10 protein-coding genes are annotated in these 19,120 nt (G+C 40.1%); 2 read left to right on the forward strand and 8 right to left on the reverse strand.

Annotated features, from left to right (window positions below):
- The first annotated feature begins 22 nt into the window (after window positions 1-22).
- Together N5852_RS07980 and N5852_RS07985 are read left to right on the forward strand one after the other, a co-directional pair.
- On the forward strand, window positions 23-409 hold the full coding sequence (locus N5852_RS07980) for an Mth938-like domain-containing protein (RefSeq protein WP_262097307.1): 387 nt from the start codon (window positions 23-25) through the stop codon (window positions 407-409).
- Window positions 409-1,257 (forward strand): phytoene/squalene synthase family protein, encoded by an 849-nt coding sequence (locus N5852_RS07985; RefSeq protein ID WP_262097308.1) that lies wholly within the window; start codon window positions 409-411, stop codon window positions 1,255-1,257. The genes N5852_RS07980 and N5852_RS07985 overlap by 1 nt, the downstream gene beginning before the upstream one ends.
- 324 nt (window positions 1,258-1,581) lie before the next feature.
- On the opposite strand, the gene N5852_RS07990 is transcribed toward N5852_RS07985, so the two are convergent.
- The 8 genes from N5852_RS07990 to N5852_RS08025 all read right to left on the reverse strand — a co-directional run bounded on the left by N5852_RS07990 (window position 1,582) and on the right by N5852_RS08025 (window position 18,917).
- On the reverse strand, window positions 1,582-2,982 hold the full coding sequence (locus N5852_RS07990) for a sensor histidine kinase (protein ID WP_262099728.1): 1,401 nt from the start codon (window positions 2,980-2,982) through the stop codon (window positions 1,582-1,584).
- Window positions 2,983-2,990: 8 nt separating this feature from the next.
- Window positions 2,991-3,665 (reverse strand): response regulator transcription factor, encoded by a 675-nt coding sequence (locus N5852_RS07995; protein ID WP_262097309.1) that lies wholly within the window; start codon window positions 3,663-3,665, stop codon window positions 2,991-2,993.
- Between the two features lie 370 nt (window positions 3,666-4,035).
- A complete protein-coding gene (locus tag N5852_RS08000) occupies window positions 4,036-5,583 on the reverse strand; it encodes a Do family serine endopeptidase (RefSeq protein WP_262097310.1) in 1,548 nt (515 codons plus the stop codon).
- 174 nt (window positions 5,584-5,757) lie between these two features.
- Entirely contained in the window at window positions 5,758-6,756 is a 999-nt protein-coding gene (gene cbiB, locus N5852_RS08005; protein ID WP_262097311.1) for an adenosylcobinamide-phosphate synthase CbiB, read from the reverse strand.
- A gap of 112 nt (window positions 6,757-6,868) precedes the next feature.
- Window positions 6,869-8,104 carry an MFS transporter gene (locus N5852_RS08010; protein WP_262097312.1) on the reverse strand — a complete coding sequence of 412 codons (1,236 nt, stop codon included), beginning with the start codon at window positions 8,102-8,104 and terminating at the stop codon, window positions 6,869-6,871.
- Between the two features lie 271 nt (window positions 8,105-8,375).
- Window positions 8,376-9,671: a cobyrinic acid a,c-diamide synthase CobB gene (locus tag N5852_RS08015; RefSeq protein ID WP_262097313.1), complete on the reverse strand. Its 1,296-nt coding sequence runs from the start codon at window positions 9,669-9,671 to the stop codon at window positions 8,376-8,378.
- A 119-nt stretch (window positions 9,672-9,790) separates the two neighbouring features.
- Complete coding sequence (gene cobA, locus N5852_RS08020) at window positions 9,791-10,579, reverse strand: uroporphyrinogen-III C-methyltransferase (protein WP_262097314.1); 789 nt, start codon at window positions 10,577-10,579, stop codon at window positions 9,791-9,793.
- A gap of 1,279 nt (window positions 10,580-11,858) precedes the next feature.
- Complete coding sequence (locus tag N5852_RS08025; RefSeq protein ID WP_262097315.1) at window positions 11,859-18,917, reverse strand: apolipoprotein A-IV repeat region-like domain-containing protein; 7,059 nt, start codon at window positions 18,915-18,917, stop codon at window positions 11,859-11,861.
- Window positions 18,918-19,120 lie beyond the last annotated feature (203 nt).

A 19,120-nucleotide genomic window follows, 5' to 3' on the forward strand; every position in this document is an offset into this window, starting at 1 on the left:
AAGTACAAAATTGGAAGTTCTAATGGTTCAAGGAATTGAGATTCGTGACGCGCATTTCCCCGGCAGCGCCCCTATTGATGCCTATGGAAATGGTGGTTTTCGTTTTGCCGATATGTCTCATAAGGGCTCGATTATTTGTATACCAAGCGGTATTTATGGGATAGACCTCGGTGCTGCAACACCAACCATGGCGGATATTGATCGAGTTTTACAAGAGGCTGACGGCATTGAAATTTTATTAATTGGAACTGGGGAAAAGCTATTACGTCTAACAAAAGATGTCCGTTCTGCCTTGCAAGCACGAAATATTTCTACAGATACAATGAGTACAGGCGCAGCAGTGCGCACTTTTAATGTTTTGTTGGCGGAAAATCGTGCCGTAGCAGCTATTCTTTATGCGGTTGAATAATGGATAATACGCAATATTGTATGCAGCTCTTAAAGCAGGGCGATTTCGACCGTTATATTGCTTTGCTTTTTGCGCCACGTCAAAAGCGAGCTGGACTTGCTGCATTATTTGCCTTTAATCACGAAATTGCTCGTATCCGCAATGTCGTTAAAGAACCATTAGCCGGTGAAGTAAGGTTACGGTGGTGGGCTGATAATATTGAAAGAGCAAATAGCGAACCTACACAAAATCCGGTTCTTGATGCCTTACTGGAAGCAATTAATACTTACGACTTACCGAAAAAAGTTTTAATTGACGCCTGCGAAGCCCGTATTTTTGATCTTTACAATGATTCATTTTCAACTATTGCTGACTTTGAAGGCTATTGCGGCGAAACGCAATCAATCTTACTTAAGCTTGCCTGTCAAATAATTGATGAATTTGAAGCACAAAATAGCAATGATGCATGCGGTTATGGCGGCGTAACTGCAGTGTTGATGCAAATGATACAGTTCTTACCGATGATTACCGCCGAACATCAACTTTATATCCCAGATGAAATTTTAAACGCCGTTGGTGTTAAACGTGAAGATATTACTGCCGATAGCGAAAATAGCGAACAAAAGTCAAGACTAATTACAGCTATAACTGCTTTTTCTTTTGAACATTATAATGATTTTAAAGCGGCTGAACAAAAATTAAAACCGAGTTTAAGGCCTATATTCCTACCCTTAACATTGGCTCCACATTACATTAAACAGGCGCAAAGGGCGGATTATAAAGCGTTTACTGAGCATTTTGAGTTATCCCACCTAAAGCGTCAATGGTTGATTTTAAAAACAGCTATAACGGGTAATTTTGCGCGTTGATAAGAATAAAAAAGCAACTAGTGAAATAGTTGAAGCTTAGCAGTTAAAGCATTTTTTGCTTTATCGTTAGATTGACTACTCTTTCCTTATTTACATTTTGAGATAAAATGAAATATTTTACCTCAAATAGTTTTAATCTTAATAATTGAACTATCAATTAGGCCAAGTCTTACTAATATTAAAGTGGAAACACTCAATCAGTTCTGCATTCACTAAAACTTAGTTAAGCAAAATTTGCAACAGCTTTGCTAATTCTCTAAGGCTGGAAAAATGAATTTTGACGATATCCTAGTCTCCTCACCTTTTAATTAAAAGGATCAAAAACTAACTTTGCTTTTGAATAATTGGAAAAATAAGCACTGCCTTAAGACCCGGTTTTGCATCTTCAAATACAAGACTACCACCATGTAAGCGCATTACCGCTTTTGCAAGACTTAAACCAATACCTGACCCTTGTTGCGTGCGGCTTTTTTCTAAACGATAAAAGCGTTCTGTCACTTTTTCTCGCTCACTTTCGGGTATGCCTGGGCCATTATCAGAAACTATAACGCTTACATAATTGTCATCGTTCATTTCCATCGATAGCGTAATTTGCGGACAATGATTATCCAACACAGCATATTTAATTGCATTATCCGTAAGATTAAAAATCGTTTGGGCAACGAGCTCGCGACTAGCATCAATATTCACATCAAGGAGATGCTCCAATATCATATGAACACCAGCTTCCTCGGCAACTGGCTCGCAAAGCTCTGCAACATCCTCAACAATTTGTCGTAAATTAGCTTTTTTATGTTCAACACTGGTATTGCCTGCCTCAATACGCGAAATCATTAAAATAGCATTGAAGGTACGAATAAGCTGGTCGGATTCGTCTAATACCTGATTGAGTGCAGCACGATAATTTTCGCTATCATCATTGCTCAAAGCCTGCTCTGCTTTATTGCGTAGCCTTGTCAACGGCGTTTTTAAATCATGAGCAATGTTGTCGGACACATGGCGCAAGCCTGCATTCAACTCTTCAATTTTTTCAAGCATCACATTAAGATTGCTTGTTAGCCGGTCAAATTCATCACCTGAACCCGAAACAGGTAGACGGCCTGTTAAATCACCGCTCATTAACCTACGCGATGCAAGCGTAATAGTATCGATACGTTGCAATGCGCGTCGTCCTATAAAAAACCAAATTAAAAACGTACCTATTGCAACAGCGCTAAATGCAAAAAGCAAAGATTTATTCAAAACCTCAGCGAATTTTTTCGGATCGCCTAAATCACGGCCGATCATAACTTTCATGCCATTTGGTAAATTAATAAGCATGACAAGAGCCTGATGGTCATTAATCTTATTACCATCACCTAAACGGCCATAATAAATGGGTTCATTCAAGTGATCGGCATTTTTTAAAAGTCCTGGCTCAATGTTACTAACATTACCAGCCAAAATCCTCCCCACAGGATCCGTTACGAGGTATAAAAACGCACCGGGCTGGCGGGAACGCCGATCAATTGTGCGTACAAGTAGCGGAATACCGCCATGCTCATAGGCAGATTCAATCGAAGCAACCTCCTCCGCTAAAGCGAGTCTTGTTTCGTTTTGTACCATGGTAAAAGCAAGCTTGGTCATGTAAAATACAGTAGCAAACGCAACCAGCCCAAACAGCAAAATAAACAGTGCTGATAGACGTACTGCGGTCGTTCGAAAAATATTTCTAATACTTGACAACACTTAAATTACGCAGCCTTCAACATATAGCCAGCACCACGGATAGTATGCAATAGTGCGCTATCAAAATCCTTTTCGATTTTTGACCTCAACCGTGAAATATGCACATCAATAACATTTGTTTGCGGATCAAAATGATAATCCCAAACGTTTTCAAGCAACATAGTGCGGGTCACCACCTGCCCTGCATGGCGCATTAGATATTCAAGCAAACGAAATTCGCGCGGTTGTAGGGCAATTTCATGCCCTGCTCGCCTTGCTGAATGGGACAAACGATCAAGTTCTAGATCGCCGACACGATAAACAGTTTCACCGTCTTTAGGACTTTTTCTTCTTTGCAAAACTTCAATACGGGCCAACAACTCGGAAAAAGCATAAGGCTTAGTGAGATAATCATCACCACCAGCACGCAACCCAGTGACACGATCATCAACTTGGCCAAGTGCTGATAAAATTAAAACCGGTGTTTCAACCCCTTGAGCACGAAGACCAGCTATTACCGACAGACCATCGCGACGCGGCAACATACGGTCAACAACTAAAACATCATAATTGCCATGTTCTGCTAATGTATATCCGGTTTCACCGTCACCTGCAACATCAACCAAGTGCCCCATTTCATTCAAAGCTTTTTCAAGATAACGCGATGCCTCGCGATCGTCTTCGATAACTAGAATTTTCATAAAAGCCTCACATCAATTATAATGTTAATATTGACCACCCTATTGTGATTTTAATTAATAGGCAAATCAATAGATGATTGGAGCATTTTTGCAAAATCCATATTACAACTTTATTTTACAAAAATGCTTAAGAATGAAGGATTATAGCACCTTTTGGCTTCAACTTTAAGAGTATGTGCCATTGGATTAGATCTTATTAACTTAAATGAAAATTAGAATACCCTAAAAAAAAGCTGCGCTCTTCATTGTATTTTCTATTTATAATGCCATTTCATTTTTTATAATAGACGCTGGCTCTAGTCCTTCTTAAGCCAAAAAAACGTAATGCGGGATGAATCCCGCATTACAACAAATAAGATATTAAATAAACTTATTTAGCCTTTACGATGATCGGTACAAAGCGTGATTTATTATCGGTTTCAACACGCAATGCAACATTTAAGCGGCCAGCTTTTACAGCCTCGGTGATTGCCTTGACTATATCCTGTGCTGATGCGACATCCTGACTATTTACCTGACGGATGATATCACCTGGGCGAATACCTTTTTCTGCAGCATCACTATCACGATCAACATCGGTAACGACTACCCCACCCTTACCATCTTCGGCAGGCGTAACGGTTAATCCATAATCATTTAAGCTATCATCAGCTTCAGCATCCGGTTTTGCTGCAATAGCTCCACCATTTTCCTTGCTTGGCATAGCAGCAATAGTAACCTCAATATTTTCCTTCTTACCTTCACGCCATACGCCAAGTGTAACCTTTTCATTAGGTGCAATAGCCGCAATTTTACGCGCAAGATCTCTTGCGTCATTCACTGGCTCATCATTGACTGAAACAATCACGTCACTTGCCTTGATACCGGCCTTAGCTGCTGGACCATCCATTGGATCGGCAATCAACGCACCTTTGGCTTCCTTTAAACCAAGGGAATCGGCAATTTCTTTAGTAACCGGTTGAATTTGGACACCAAGCCATCCGCGTTGCACTTTTCCATGTTCAATAAGTTGATTAACTACTTGCTGTGCTGTTGTTGCAGGAATTGCAAAAGCTATACCAACATTACCACCTGATGGAGAAAATATCGCTGTATTAATACCCACGACCTGTCCATTGAGGTTAAAAGTTGGACCGCCAGAATTGCCCTTATTGACCGCCGCATCAATTTGAATAAAATCATCATAAACACTTGCGCCGATATCACGACCACGTGCAGATACGATGCCAGCTGTTACCGTGCCGCCAAGACCGAAGGGGTTTCCAACTGCAACCACCCAGTCACCGACGCGTGTCTTGTTGTCATCAGCAAATCCCACATAAGGAAATTTACGATCACTATCGACTTTAATAACCGCCAAATCGGTACGCGGATCTGTACCAATGAGCTTGGCATCAAGTTCAGTGCCATCATCAAGCACAACAACGTAAGCTGAACCATCGGATACAACATGATTATTGGTTACAACATAACCATCTTCCGAAATGAAAAAGCCAGATCCTTGCGATACAGGGCGCATACGCCCAGGGGCATCAGGTTTACCTGGTTTTCCCGGCTTCGCATGGGGACCACGAGGACCGTCAGGACCGAATGGTCCACCTTGGAAATCGCGGAAGAAACGCTTTAATGGATGACCATCAGGTAACTGATCAAAATCTGGCCCACCAAAGAAAGGACCGTCGGCTTCTTGAGGGCGAGCGTCGCTTTTCACTTGAACAGAAACAACTGCGGGTTTTACCTTGTCCACCACATCAGCAAAACCCGTTTGTTTAGGGCCTTCAACAAAAACTGGATCAGCAAGGGCGGCACTTGAAAATGTTAGTGGCCCACTCAACACCACAGAACCTAGCATAATAGTTGATAGGCTGACTGCTGACAAAAAACGATGGGCAAAACGAAAGCGGCTTGACTTCGTCATTTATTCAACTCCTTTAATCCATTGGATTTAAAATGCAATTTTAAATAAGTTAGTAGAGAATAAAATTTTATCCAAATAGCTCAACTTGTATTACGTTCTTTATAATTTTTTAAACCTTACCAGCCAATGTCCAATAAATGAATTATTGGTAAGGTTTAGCATTTAAGAAAAGATTTAAAAAATAAAAGTACAAATATAAACTATTAAAAAAATTAATAAAACCAGTCGCATATTAGTCTTAAAAAAAGCAAGAGCAACCTTAATGTCTTCCATTTTGGCAATGCGGCCATTAATATTCTGTAATGGCTCATCCACGATGATGCCATCATATATTCTTGGCCCTGAAAGCTGAATATCTAAAAAAGCCGCATAAACGCTCTCCGGCCAACCGCCATTGGGCGAACGATGCCTAGGGCCATCATACATCATATTAACAAAACATTTTTTAAAGACTATAGTTCCCTTTTTGATTAGTGCAGCTATAAGCCCAATAAAAGCTGTAATTCGCGCTGGAATAAAGTTGGCAACATCATCTAATTTGGCTGCAAAATATCCAAAATAAAAATAACGCAAATTTTTATGCCCAATCATAGAATCGGCAGTATTAACCATTTTATAAAATAAGAGACCTGGCAAACCAAAGAAAAGATAAAATAAGATTGGCGCCATAACACCATCAGAACTATTCTCGGCAAGACTTTCAATCGCTGCACGAGAAATAGCAGCCTCATCAAGATTGTCGGGATTTCGTCCGACAATCATCGATATCGCATGACGCGCGCCTTCAATGCCATATATTTTAAATTGATGATAGACATCAAAAACATGATCATAGAGACTTTTTTGCGCTAAAAAACATGCAACCACTAGTATTTCTAACGAAATCCCCCAATAACCGCTTTGCCAGCAAACATATTCTACGATAACACCCATAAAAATTGCTATCGAACACAAAATAAAAATTGTAATAAAACCATTTAGCTTTTTGATATAATTAGAAAAATTTTTATTGTTTCCCCATTTTTCAGCGACAGTTATTAATTTTCCAAATCCGATTATAGGATGTGGAATATTCTTCCATAGCCATTTTGGATCACCAATTATGGCATCAATTATCAAAGCAAAAATCAAAACCAATATGCTATGTTGCAAAAATATTTTCCATTCAATCATTCATAGAACTAGGATAGTTGAAATATCCAGCCTATTTAAAGCTTCAATATTTTAAAACTTCGATTAAATAATATGCCAATTTTAAAAAGCTGGCTTAAGCTAAAAAGTAGTTTTAAGGTTGATCACTGTCGAGCGAAACAGCATCATTTTCACTTTTCTTTTCAATTTTCCATGCCCAAAGAAAAATAAGAAAACCTAATATCACCAAAAAGGCTCCTAACCATGCCGTCACTTCCAAACCAAAACCATAAATGATAACCAAACCACCTAAAAATGCTCCTAAAGCATTAGCGACATTAAAGGCAGATTGCATTAAGGCTGTGGCTAAGGTTGGAGCATTGGAAGAAACCTCGATGATTTTTGTTTGCACCGATGGCTGACTAACAAATGACGTGCCTATTAAAAATATTGCTATTACAGCAAGAATAGCATTCTCGACCATGAAGCCAAATATTATAAAGACAAAAATTCCCCAAAGCGTGGTAACAAAGATGGACGGCATAAGCCCCATTCGATACGCGATTTTAGGGCCAATTAGATTTCCGGCTACCATACCTGCACCGAAAAGAGGCAAAACAAATGGTATCCACGATCTGTCTATGTGAGACACATCGGTCAAAATAGGTTTTATATAAGTAAAAACAGCAAATAAGCCACCTGATCCTATCGCAATAATTGCTAAAAATAGCCATAATTGCCCACTTTTTAAAGCAGATAACTCACGCAGGGGACTTGCTCCTACAGCGGCATTTAAATGGGGTACAAAACGCCAAATCAAAAAAGCTGCGAAAAAAGCTAAAAAACCAACCAAAAAAAACGCAATACGCCATCCAAACAATTGCCCAACTAAAGTTGCACCGGGCGCACCGATTACTGTTGCAACAGTCAAACCAAGCATAACACTTCCTACTGCCTGCGCCCGTTTTCTAGCTTCTACCATCGATGCAGCAGCAATGGCTGCAACCCCAAAATAAATACCATGGGGTAGTCCACTTAAAAAACGCAAAACGCTAAATTGATCATAGGTTGACACACAGCCGGATAATATATTGGCTATTGCATAAAAAATCATAAAGGCCATTAACAGCATTTTTCGCGGCAACTTAGCAGTTAAGACAGCTAATAAGGGTGCTCCTATAACAACGCCTGACGCATAAAAAGAAACAAAATGACCAGCTGTTGAAGTGTCAACCTTGGTTGCAACAGCCACTTCAGGCAGTAAGCCCATGATAACAAATTCTGCTGTTCCAATAGAAAAACCGCCCATAGCAAAAGCTAGCTGACTCATTTTACGAGTTTTGTCATCAAAAGATTGCCCTGCTGGGAGATGATGAATTTTAAAAGCCATTTTGGCGTCTTTTCCTTGAAATATGAAACTTAATTTTCGTTATGCCCAAAGTAATTCTTTAAAAACTTCAACACTTAATCCATTAATAAGAAAACACCGCGTTAAGCGATTAGTTCCATATAACCTAATGATAATATGTTACAAAAATTTATTTTTTTAACCTATCAATGTATTATTAGTAAAAACACTAGACAAATAATTTAAAAATTTATGAATAATGCAAAAACCAGCTACATTTCTAAGAGGCAATATAGCAAATTATAGTTAAAATTTATTCCCGATCAATGACATGCAAAAAAGAGCCACTCACATTTTGGTGACACATTCCCACCCTACCCTGATCCTCATCCAAGGCATCCTTAACAGCAAAGAGTGGTGAAATAACCTTGGCATTAATGGTCGTTGCATAGTGAAATTCATGCCCCCTTAGAGCCTGTCGCCAAGGAGCGCCGGACAATGGAGATAATTTACGATAACCAAGATGAAGTTTTGGTTTTTTGATACTAGTTATTAATGGTAGTAAGCCGAGCATTGGATATAATGTTCCGCCTTTGTCTTCTATATATTCCCCCAACACCATATAACCACCACACTCGCCATAAATGATTTTGCCATCTGCTTTTGCTTGTTGTAGGGCATTTTTGAATATTGAAGCATTTGCCAATTTTTCAGCAAAAAGCTCTGGATAACCACCCGGCAAAAAAATTGCATTTGCATCTTTACTTGGTGCTTCATTATCAAGGGGAGAAAAAAAACTAAGGCTTGCACCTTGACGCTGCCAACCAGCCAAAATATGAGCATAGGCAAAGCGAAATGCATTATCACGTGCGATGGCTATATGTTGGCCAAGCGGCTCAAGACGTGGAACGCCAGCACTATAATCAGGATCAGATGTTGTTTTTGCCAATGAAAGCAAACCATCAAAATTCAATGAATCAGCCACAAAATCAGCAGCACCATCAATGAAACTGTCGATATTTTGCATTTCATGGGCTTGAACGAGACCCAAATGCCGCTCAGGTAACATCAATTTTTCGCTACGATGAATGGCGCCTAGGATATTAACACTAAGGGGCCTTAGCGCATCACGCAACAGCTTTTCATGACGGACACTACCAACCTTATTGAGAATAACACCAGCAATATAAATATCATCGGCAAAATTATTAAACCCATAAACTAAAGGCGCGATAGAATGAGACATCTTAGAGCAATCTATTACCAGAATAATAGGCAATGAAAGTTTTCTGGCTAAATCAGCTGCAGAGCCAGTTCCATCAAGTGCGCCATCAAATAGTCCCATCATTGCTTCTGCAATCAGCAAACGCCCGCCTTCTACCGCGCGCGCTGACAAGGCACTGACTAAATCACTGCGCATTGCCCAACAATCAAGATTTACACCGGTGTTACGGCAAGCCATTTCATGAAATGATGGATCGATATAATCTGGACCAACCTTTACAGGTGATATGGAAAAGCCATCCCGCGCCAATTTTCGCAAAATGGCCATCGTCAATACGGTCTTACCTGCACCTGAATGGGGCGATGCCAGCATGAAGCCTTTCATATCACAATCCCTAATCTAAAGCCTAATAGAGCACGTTTAGCTTATATAACTTAGCAAACTATTTGTTTCCTACTTAATGTTTTTTTAAATAAGCTATTTTTACAGACTAAAAAAACTAATTAAGACATCCAATCTAATAATGATGCAAACTCAACAACCGGTCCCAAAATGATAATTGCTGGTGCGCTTATTTTTTCTTGCATCATTTTCTCAACACTTTGTTCTAAACTAGTAATAACAACTTTTTGTCTTTGAGTTGTCGCATTAGAAATGAATGCCAATTGTTCGTTTCTGTCACGCCCACCTTTAAGCAAAGCGTCAACTATTGCGGCGAAATGCTTCAATGCCATATAAAAAACAATGACCTGCGAACCTTTTGCAATTGCGGGCCAATCTAGATTATCAGGTAGCCTTCCATTGGCGTCATGACCAGTAATAAAAGTTACAGATTGATTTGTATTGCGGCTAGTAATCGGAATTCCTGCATATGCGGGGCCAGCAATGCCGGCAGTGATCCCAGGAATAATACGGAAAACTATTGAAGCCTGCTTCAAAGCAAGAGCCTCTTCGCCCCCCCGACCAAAAACAAAAGGATCCCCACCTTTTAAGCGCAAAACGCGTTTGCCATTTTGCGCAAATTTAACGAGATCATTGGTGATTTCTTCTTGACTTAATGATGGCTTGCCCCCTCTTTTACCGGCAAATTGTAAAATTGCATCGGACTTTGCAAAACAAAGACAAGTAAGATCTACCAAGGCATCATAAAGTATAATATCTGCTTGAGCTATTGCATTAAGGGCATGAATTGTGAGCAAACCCGGATCGCCCGGCCCCGCTCCCACCAACCACACTTCACCTGGTAAAAATATTGGTAAATTCAACTTTTGTGCGATTGATCCATCTAACATTACTTTATTCAAACCTATTTCAAATCAATAGTTATTTCCGACTTCAAAAATATGGATAACAGCGATAAAATCCAATACAATATTTTAAAATAATTACCGCAACGACCAAAAAAGAGACAAATAACAGCTTATATAAAATCACTGCGGTATCTAAAACATTTTCTATAATTTCTCAACCACTGAAAGGCTAAGCCTTTAACATCTAAAAACCTTGTTTAACAGCAGGTTTGCCTGAGGTAATATAATGAGATTTCTGTCCGATAGATAGATCTATAATCAAGCGTATCTCAGATATATTCCTCATCTAAACTTTAAAATATGAAAACTTGAGACATATGCATTTTTGTACCTGCCTATTTTAGTAAGCAATAGTGGCTCACAAGATTAAGAAAAAAATTCATTATCTAAGGAAAAATTTAAAAGCCAATTTTTAATTTTGGTATTTTGAAACCAAAATCATTCTTCTTGCTACCGGCATGTAATTTCGTTACTATTTAAGCTATAGGAGTATAAGGAGCTGTTATTTGGATGCAGCATCAAGGTGGTTCATTGTAAAACCAATTCTTATAGCTTACAGGCGGATATTAAAATAGGAGCCGAAAAAACGTTAGAGTGCTCTGCCCCCTTGCCGTCCCTGCCCATTTTTCGTTTACATAAATAAGACTCCTATCATTGGTTAAAAGTTAAATAAAAAAAATAAGTTAGCAGTTTTATTCACCGCGATGTCTTTAGCTTAGCTCATATAAAAAAAGCACTTAGTTTAATTTTCAAGCTATTCATTAAGCGATCCCAGGGCTAGCCTTCACTTTTAAAAAGGCTTTAGAAAGATGACAGGCTGTTTGTTTATTTAAACCTTTGAAAAAATCGGGATAGTTAAGGTAAATTTTTTTCCGATGCTTTACCTATATTGATCTCGCAATTAGCCGAAAACACGTTACTAATCATTTAGCACCTTCATTAGGCTGCTCGATAACTATCATTTGGCATTGAGCCCAATCATGCGCAATTTTAAAAGCCAATAATGGAATTGCCGTCTTTCAATTATTTATGAGGCCAAACGCACAAAAAGTGACGATGCAAGAGATTCAATTTAAAAAAAGAATTTAGCTTAAAATGTGCATGAACTAAATTCAAATAAAAATAAATGCACCATGATATATCTGAAATTAGATAAATCAAAAACACCAAAAGAATAGACGTTCAAGAATTTTATACATCTAATTTAAAATTTGAAAAAAAGCGAGTATTATTAATAAAAAAGGGGGCAAAGCCCCCTTTTTTATTGAATGCGTCCACTTGCATGAGCAAGCATTGTATAAACTTTACCTGTATCGGAAGTCAAATATTCACGCACTGTATCGTTATTGCCACCGTTCTTAGTAACATCACCAAGTAAACGTTCAAAGTCTGTTATATACTGACTTACCGCGCGGCGGAACTCACCCTCTAATGCATATTTATGCTTAATTTTTTCAAATATCTTTAAACCACTTGCATTATATAAACGGTTTGGTGTGATATTCCTTTGTCCGCGACGATAATACTGCCAAAGCTCGGTAATCGCATTACGATCAATACCTTGAACAATATCAGCAGACATTGAGGTTAAAGTATCGCCTGCATTTTCAACTACTGGCTTTACTGTATTAACTGGCGTTTGAGCGGCACCCTTATCCATATCATCACGCGAAGCTCTCGCTAACAAATCTGATACCCAACCGCGCGACTGATTTGAACGCGGTGTCGATGCTGTGCGTGTATCTTGATGACCTGCACCAGCATCGGTTCCACGATTTACTGTTGGTTGCGGTTGCGGTGCAAAAGCTTGTGGTTGGACCTGTACATTTTGGGCAGGAGCATTTTGCACTGGCGTTGCCGGCTTGAATGTAGGTTGTGCCTGATAATTTGTATTTCCACTATTGCGCACAGCAGGACGAACAGCATCGCTCACCGCAGTAGAATTTGCCCCCGATAAATAGTTGGTCGCTAATGGAGCCGTATTTTGTACTTGTGAACCAGCAGTAACATTGGAACTAGCAGGATTATTACCTAAAAGACTAGTATTTTGTGAAACACGAGTATTGGTTGCGGTAAATGGTGTTGTCGCCATTGAAGGCATGATTGAAGGCAATGGATCAACATGCATATCACTTACACCAGCTCCAACAAGATCAGCTTGCAACGTCGCTGCCTTTTGCTCCTGCGGTGCAAAACTGCGAACAGGCTCTGCTACAGTTTGCTTTCTAGGTTCAGGAACAAAAAGGTTAGGCTGGTTAACCGCACCTGCGGCAGGCGTTGATACATCAAAAACTCGGCCAGACTCTTCAACAATCCCTGATAATTCCTTCAAAGCTTCAATTTGTTCAACGACAGCTTTGCGCATTGCTTCGGTATATTCCTTAGTCTGCGTTGGCAGTGTGCGCACGCCACGACTTAAATCAGCACGGGTACGGGCCAATTCTTCACGAATTTCTTCGGCTGACTTGCGAATTTCAGATGTTGCACCTTCAAAACGATTAGATGCATCATTTACCATTTCACTCAAGGATGATTGCAATTGCGCTGTCGATGAACGAGCTCGCTCTTCAGTACGTTTCATGATTGCAGCAATGATTTGTTCACAATTTTGCATCGTTTCAGAAACTTCTTCTGACTTTTGCACCAAACCATTTGCTAAAGATGATAACGCAACCTGCCGTTCATCTAGACGATCATTGAACATATCATGAGAACGATCAAGAAGCCCTGTAGCTTCTGTCAATATTTTGGCATGATCGTCAAATTGTTGCGAGAATTTAGCAACACCGTCCAAAGTAGATTTTGAAAGACCGTTGAAACGCTCAAGATCACTGTTGAGATTATTGCTTGTTACAGCAAAACTATCTGATAGCTGACCAATATTTTGTTTAAATTCATTTGTAACATCATTCAAACGGGTATCAACTTCATAAACACCATTACGAAGAGCATTAACGGTCTGTTGAATAGTACCATTTGACGTATCAAGACGATCGAGAAGCTGAGCAATGCTTTCTGAAATGTCGTTTTTAATTGCCTTTACAGCGGAAACGGTTTCGTCTGAACTATTAGAAAAATTACTAATAAAGTTATTATTTTCAGAACGCAAACGCTCTTCAGCTGCACGTGTGACTTCCTTAAGCTGATCACTAAACTGATTAGTGAGCATACCAAGTGAATCACTGGTCTTGGTAGCGGCAGCTTGTAGCTGCTCTGTCAAGCCATGCAAATCTTGTGTTTTATTAACAAGCTGACTTGCAGTTTTTTGCGTAATTTCTGAAATACGCCCCTCAATAGAGCTTAAGCCCGTTGCAACCCTCTCTTCTATAAGATTAATGTTTTCTTTTAAGAAAACAGAGCGATCAGCAAGCTTTTGCTCAACCGACTGAGCAGCCTGAACAACAGATCCACCGAGCCTTTCGCCAGCACTTACCAACATCGTTTCTGCCTTATCTGCCTCACCAGCTAAAGACAAAGCAACTTCGTTCATACGATTATTGATGCGTTCAAGACCTCCCGACAATTGATCGTCAATTTTGAACGTCTCTTGCTGCAGTCTTGAAGAGGCTGATGAAACATGGCTGCTGATAGCACCAAAGCTATTTTGCAATTGCTCATCAATTTTCTGAGCTTCTTCTGTAAGATTACCAGCAGCATCCACCATTTTCTCGTGGATACGGGCGATACTACCTGATAATTGATTATCAACCTTGCGCGCTTCTTCATTAAGATTTGCAGCAGCACTTGCCATTCTATGGCTGATCAAATCAAGACCAACAGCAATTTGGCCGTCAATTTTACGCGCTTCATCATTAAGATTAGAAGAAGCATCGGCCATGCGATTAGCAATAAGGTTCAAACCAGAATGAATATTACCTTCGATAATACGTGATTCATCAGTCAAATTAGCTGCAGCATCCGCCATACGACTGCTAATCAAATCGAGACCAGCGTGAATTTGGCCTTCAATTTCTTGCATATTACTCTTAAGCATTTGATCACGAACATTAAATTGTTCGTCAACATTTTGCGCAGCCTGAACAACCGAACCTGATAGGCGTTGGCCTGCAGACATAATAATATTATGGGCTTTTTCGGCTTCATTACTAAGATTTGCAGCTGTATTAGCCACACGATTTTCGATCGCACTAAAGCCACCGCTAAGCTGCACTTCAATATCTGCAACATTTTCTTTTAGATAAATAGCACGCTCTTGCAACTTGCGTTCAACTTCAAAAACTGACTCTAGTACAGATTCATTTAGCCTATCACCTGCGCGGGCAATCTGGCTTTCAGCACGTTCCGCCTCAGAGGCCAATGTACCAGAAACTTCAGAAATACGTTCCCTTAAAGTTTCAGACAATGACAATGCATTTTGTTCAAGCACTGTACGAACATTCGTAACACCGATTTCTAGCGCATTTTGCAGCGTTGCAGAGCGTTCATCAATAACTGCTGTTTGAGTTTCAAATGCTTTATCAAGCAATCCACTATTATGCTCAACAACCTCGCGCAAACTCACAGCACGTTGATCCAACTGCTGACCTTGTAATTCCAAACGCTCATCAACAGTTTGGAGAATACCACCAATATTATTCTTTAGTTCGATTGCTTGCTGAGAAATAATGTTACCATGATTGTAGAGCGTTTCCTCAATGATACCGTGACCTTGCTCAATTGCGCCCTTAAGATTATTTTGCCCATTTAGCAAAATATTATTAAATACACCTTCACCACTGGACAGAGTTTCCTTTAGTCCTTGTTGGCCACTTTGCATGATATCGTTAAAGTTAACGTGCCCTTGATTTAAGGTATCGGAAAGCATCGCTTGATTAGCGGATAACACTTCAGTCAAAGCATGCTGGCCATTATGCATAATATTATTAAATGTTGCATGGCTACCGCTTAAAGTATCTTCAAGAACAGCCTGACTACCAGATAATGTTTCCTTTAATACATGCTGCCCTGAGCCAAGCACCTGCTTAATATTTTCCTGCCCCGTTGCAATGGCTTCACCAATAGCTGCTTCGCTCTTAGTCAAAGTTTCCTTGACGCCGACTAAACGCTCATCAATTGTTTGGGCCAAATGAACGTGATTTTCAGCAAATGCATCTTTTAATCGTGACGTTTGATCTTCAAGGCGCTCAAGCTGTGTCATAAATGTTGATTTCAATACATCATCATTGGTTATAACCGCAGATTGAACGAGATCAACATGCTGGCCTAAAGCCTCAGTAAAAGAAACATTCCCTTGCGCAATCATATCACGAATATGAGCAATACGCGCTTCAATCACACCAGCCTGTTCGCCAAGAACAGCATTTAATGCTTCACTATTCATCTTAAGTGAGTCGTTTAGTGCTGTTGAACGTATATCAAGGTTCTTAGATTGAATCTCAATCGCCTCGCGCGCACTCTCAAAGCCGCGCGAAATAGTTTCTTCAAACTTGGCGCTGCGAACGAGGAACTCTTCAGATTGTGAAGTTGTCTTTTCATCAACCGATTGAATATTTGTTAAAAGTTTCTCTTCGATTTCACCTACATGGCGCGAAAGCAAGCCCAACTGTGTCGAAACGGTTGCAACAATTTGTGCGGCTTCCTTTTCTAATGTAGTTGATAGGCGTTCACGTCCCTCAGTAAACTGATGAATAAAACCACCTGCTCGCTCGTCCACCAATTTGGCAATGGTTGTACCAACAATTTCCATTTCATGAGAAAGACGTACTTTGGTTTCTTCAACAACAGAAAGAATGCCATCACGACCACCTGTTAAGGTTTGCGCAATATCACGCGTGCGTTGCTGGAATGCATCATTAATACGACCGACGTGGGTATCTAAAGCCACATTTAACTTGTCGGTACTTTCCTCTAAAGCTTCTGTGCGAGCAATAAATGAGCGAATTAAGGAAGTACTGCGATCATTCAACGATTCGTCTACTTGATCAAGCCGCTTTTCAAACGCCTGAATTGCCAGATTGGTAGCAGTATCAAAACTAGATGAAAGATCACTCGCCTGCTTTTCAAGATCTAAAATTTGATCGCTGAACTGACGCAAAGACCCTTTTGTCTTCTGATTTATAGTTTCATCTACATGGCTAAACTTGTCATTAAACTCACTTACCAACCGATCGGTTGACGACTTAATCCGTGCATCAATCTCCTCTGAACGCTCCTCAATTTCACTAAGGCTACTTGAAATAGCATCGGTTACACTAGTACCGTTCTTGGCAAGCCGCCCTGAAAGAAGAGCAAACTGTTCCTCCACCTTGGTGATTTGCTGGGCAAATTGATCTACGGATGATATAGCAAGATTATCAAGGTTTAAAGGTAAATCCTGCGCACGACTTTCTAACCTTGCGATCTGTTGTGAGAATGTAGCAAGTGACTTCTCACCACGGGTTTCAATTGCTTCATCAAGGCTGTCAAACTTACTTTGGAAGTCACTAAGCACCTTATCAGCAGTTGATCGCAATCTTGTATCGATATCATCAGACCGCTTCTCGATATCGGAAACACTATCATTAACCGCTTCAATAATTTTCTCACCGCTATTGGCTAAACGCCCAGTCAGACTGCTAAAGCGAGTTTCTACATCCTCTGTTCGATCGTGAACGATTTTAACAAAATCATCCATTTTCGAACCAAGACGTTCTGCAACTGCATTACTTGCTTGCTCTGTATGCTGATCAATTTGAGCAAACCGTGTATCAAGCTCTTCAAAAAAGCGACCACGTGATGCATCAAAGCTTTCAACCGTTTCAACAAATTTGTTGGACAATTGCTGCGCAACGCCTTCATTAGCAGTATTAAATTCATCAACCAACTCGCCCCAACGCATATTGAGTGTGTCGGATAATGTCGAGGTAAAGGACTCAGCGGATGCATTAATATGATCAGCAATTGAGTTAAACTCACGTGTGAGCTGATCTTTTGCGCCTGTAATTGTTGTTTTTACATGCTCAGCATGAGTAGAAACAGCCTCGCGCTCATTAGCGAGCTCAATAATAAGCGAACGAATGCGATTTTCATTTTCGCTATAAGCTTGCTCTAAATTATTCACTTCACTTTGCAATAAGGCTTCCAACTCACTGGCGCGCGAAATTGTCCGATCAATACCATCGCCCATTGCTTCAACTTCTTGGCGAATCGACGACCCAAGACTTTGTACCCGTTCCTTAGATTCCATTTCAGGTTCAAGCAAACGACGTGCAGCAATATTAATTTCTTCTACGGCATCCTGAAGTTCTCTGGCACGCCGAGCCAACTGGGCAAACCCTGCAAACATCATAATCGGAACAATCGTACCAGCAGTAACCAGCAAGCCTGAAGCACTAGTCATAAAGCCAGAAAAAGAACTATCTGCCGCAAGCTTATAAGCGGTAGCAACACCACCTACAAACCACAAGGCGCCGAGCGCTGTAGTACTCCAAAATACTGGCCCCAGCTTAGATTTCTTTTTACTTTTAACAGTCGGAAAGCTAGCATCACGCATCGAAACATTATTTATCGACAGCTCATGACGAACTCTATTTGGTTCCGTTTGCCCAACTTTTGGATCTATATCAGGCCGTGAAAACATCGAAGACCGATCGAGATCATCTACACGGCCTGCAACTACAGGCTCAACCTTTGAAGCAATAACATTTTTAGCAACATTAATACTTGCATTATCCGCAACAGCAATGCGTTCAACATCCCGTTTATTTGATTTTTCAACACCAGCAATTACCGGCATGTCAATTACAGCAACATCTTGCTCTAAATCATTGGACATTACCGATGAGGTTTCATTGGCATTGCTCTTTGAGAGACTTCCAACACGCGGAACAGGACGCACATTAGCAAGTTCTGGTGTTATTTCATCATTTGACAGTTCATCAGCAACCGCATCCATAAATGAAGCAGCGATATCCTCATCGAAATTAGGCTTAATAGCTTCACTAGAAACTGCTTCTTGGCCACTAGCCTTTTCTGAGTAATTTGTGTGGGCCACTAACTCTTCCGCAGCCAAAGCCATCTGCTGCTCTAAATTTTCAAGATCAAATAGCTCTGAATCTACTTCTTCAAACGCAGTTTCCAATTGCAGCTCTTGCAACAATTCCTCATCATGACTACGCTGATCAAGAACAACTTGATTTTCCACCGAACTTGATAAAGTGTTTTGATTGGAAAGATTTTCCTGAGATGTACTTTTCTCTACTGCGTTTTCTTCCAATGAAGCTGAGCGCAAAGCATCATCATCAAAATTAAAGTCGAGAGCATCCTCTACAGCGGCTTCAACATCGATATCAAACTTATCTGCTTTGGTTCTACGTGCCATATTCCGTCTCATCACCATTTTTAATCTGCAAGAATCATTTCTGCAAGACTAGTGGCTTTATGCCTGTTAAGAAATTAGAAAGGAAGAAGTTCTGAACAAAACGCGATACAAAACAGAACACATCAATTACATAATTACGTGTCATCTTAAGTGAGAATGAACGGAAAAGCAAATAATTTCAGTTATTAATAGGATAATTTTAT

Origin of the sequence: Bartonella sp. HY328 (assembly GCF_025449335.1) — a bacterium.
Lineage (GTDB): Bacteria > Pseudomonadota > Alphaproteobacteria > Rhizobiales > Rhizobiaceae > HY038.

What these genes read in the sequence shown, in the direction of transcription:
- N5852_RS07980 (WP_262097307.1), top strand. Translation starts at nt 23, where the DNA reads ATGGTTCAAGGAATTGAGATTCGTGACGCGCATTTCCCCGGCAGCGCC.
- N5852_RS07985 (WP_262097308.1), top strand. Translation starts at nt 409, where the DNA reads ATGGATAATACGCAATATTGTATGCAGCTCTTAAAGCAGGGCGATTTC.
- N5852_RS07995 (WP_262097309.1), bottom strand. Translation starts at nt 3,665, where the DNA reads ATGAAAATTCTAGTTATCGAAGACGATCGCGAGGCATCGCGTTATCTT.
- N5852_RS08000 (WP_262097310.1), bottom strand. Translation starts at nt 5,583, where the DNA reads ATGACGAAGTCAAGCCGCTTTCGTTTTGCCCATCGTTTTTTGTCAGCA.
- cbiB (WP_262097311.1), bottom strand. Translation starts at nt 6,756, where the DNA reads ATGATTGAATGGAAAATATTTTTGCAACATAGCATATTGGTTTTGATT.
- N5852_RS08010 (WP_262097312.1), bottom strand. Translation starts at nt 8,104, where the DNA reads ATGGCTTTTAAAATTCATCATCTCCCAGCAGGGCAATCTTTTGATGAC.
- N5852_RS08015 (WP_262097313.1), bottom strand. Translation starts at nt 9,671, where the DNA reads ATGAAAGGCTTCATGCTGGCATCGCCCCATTCAGGTGCAGGTAAGACC.
- cobA (WP_262097314.1), bottom strand. Translation starts at nt 10,579, where the DNA reads ATGTTAGATGGATCAATCGCACAAAAGTTGAATTTACCAATATTTTTA.
- N5852_RS08025 (WP_262097315.1), bottom strand. Translation starts at nt 18,917, where the DNA reads ATGGCACGTAGAACCAAAGCAGATAAGTTTGATATCGATGTTGAAGCC.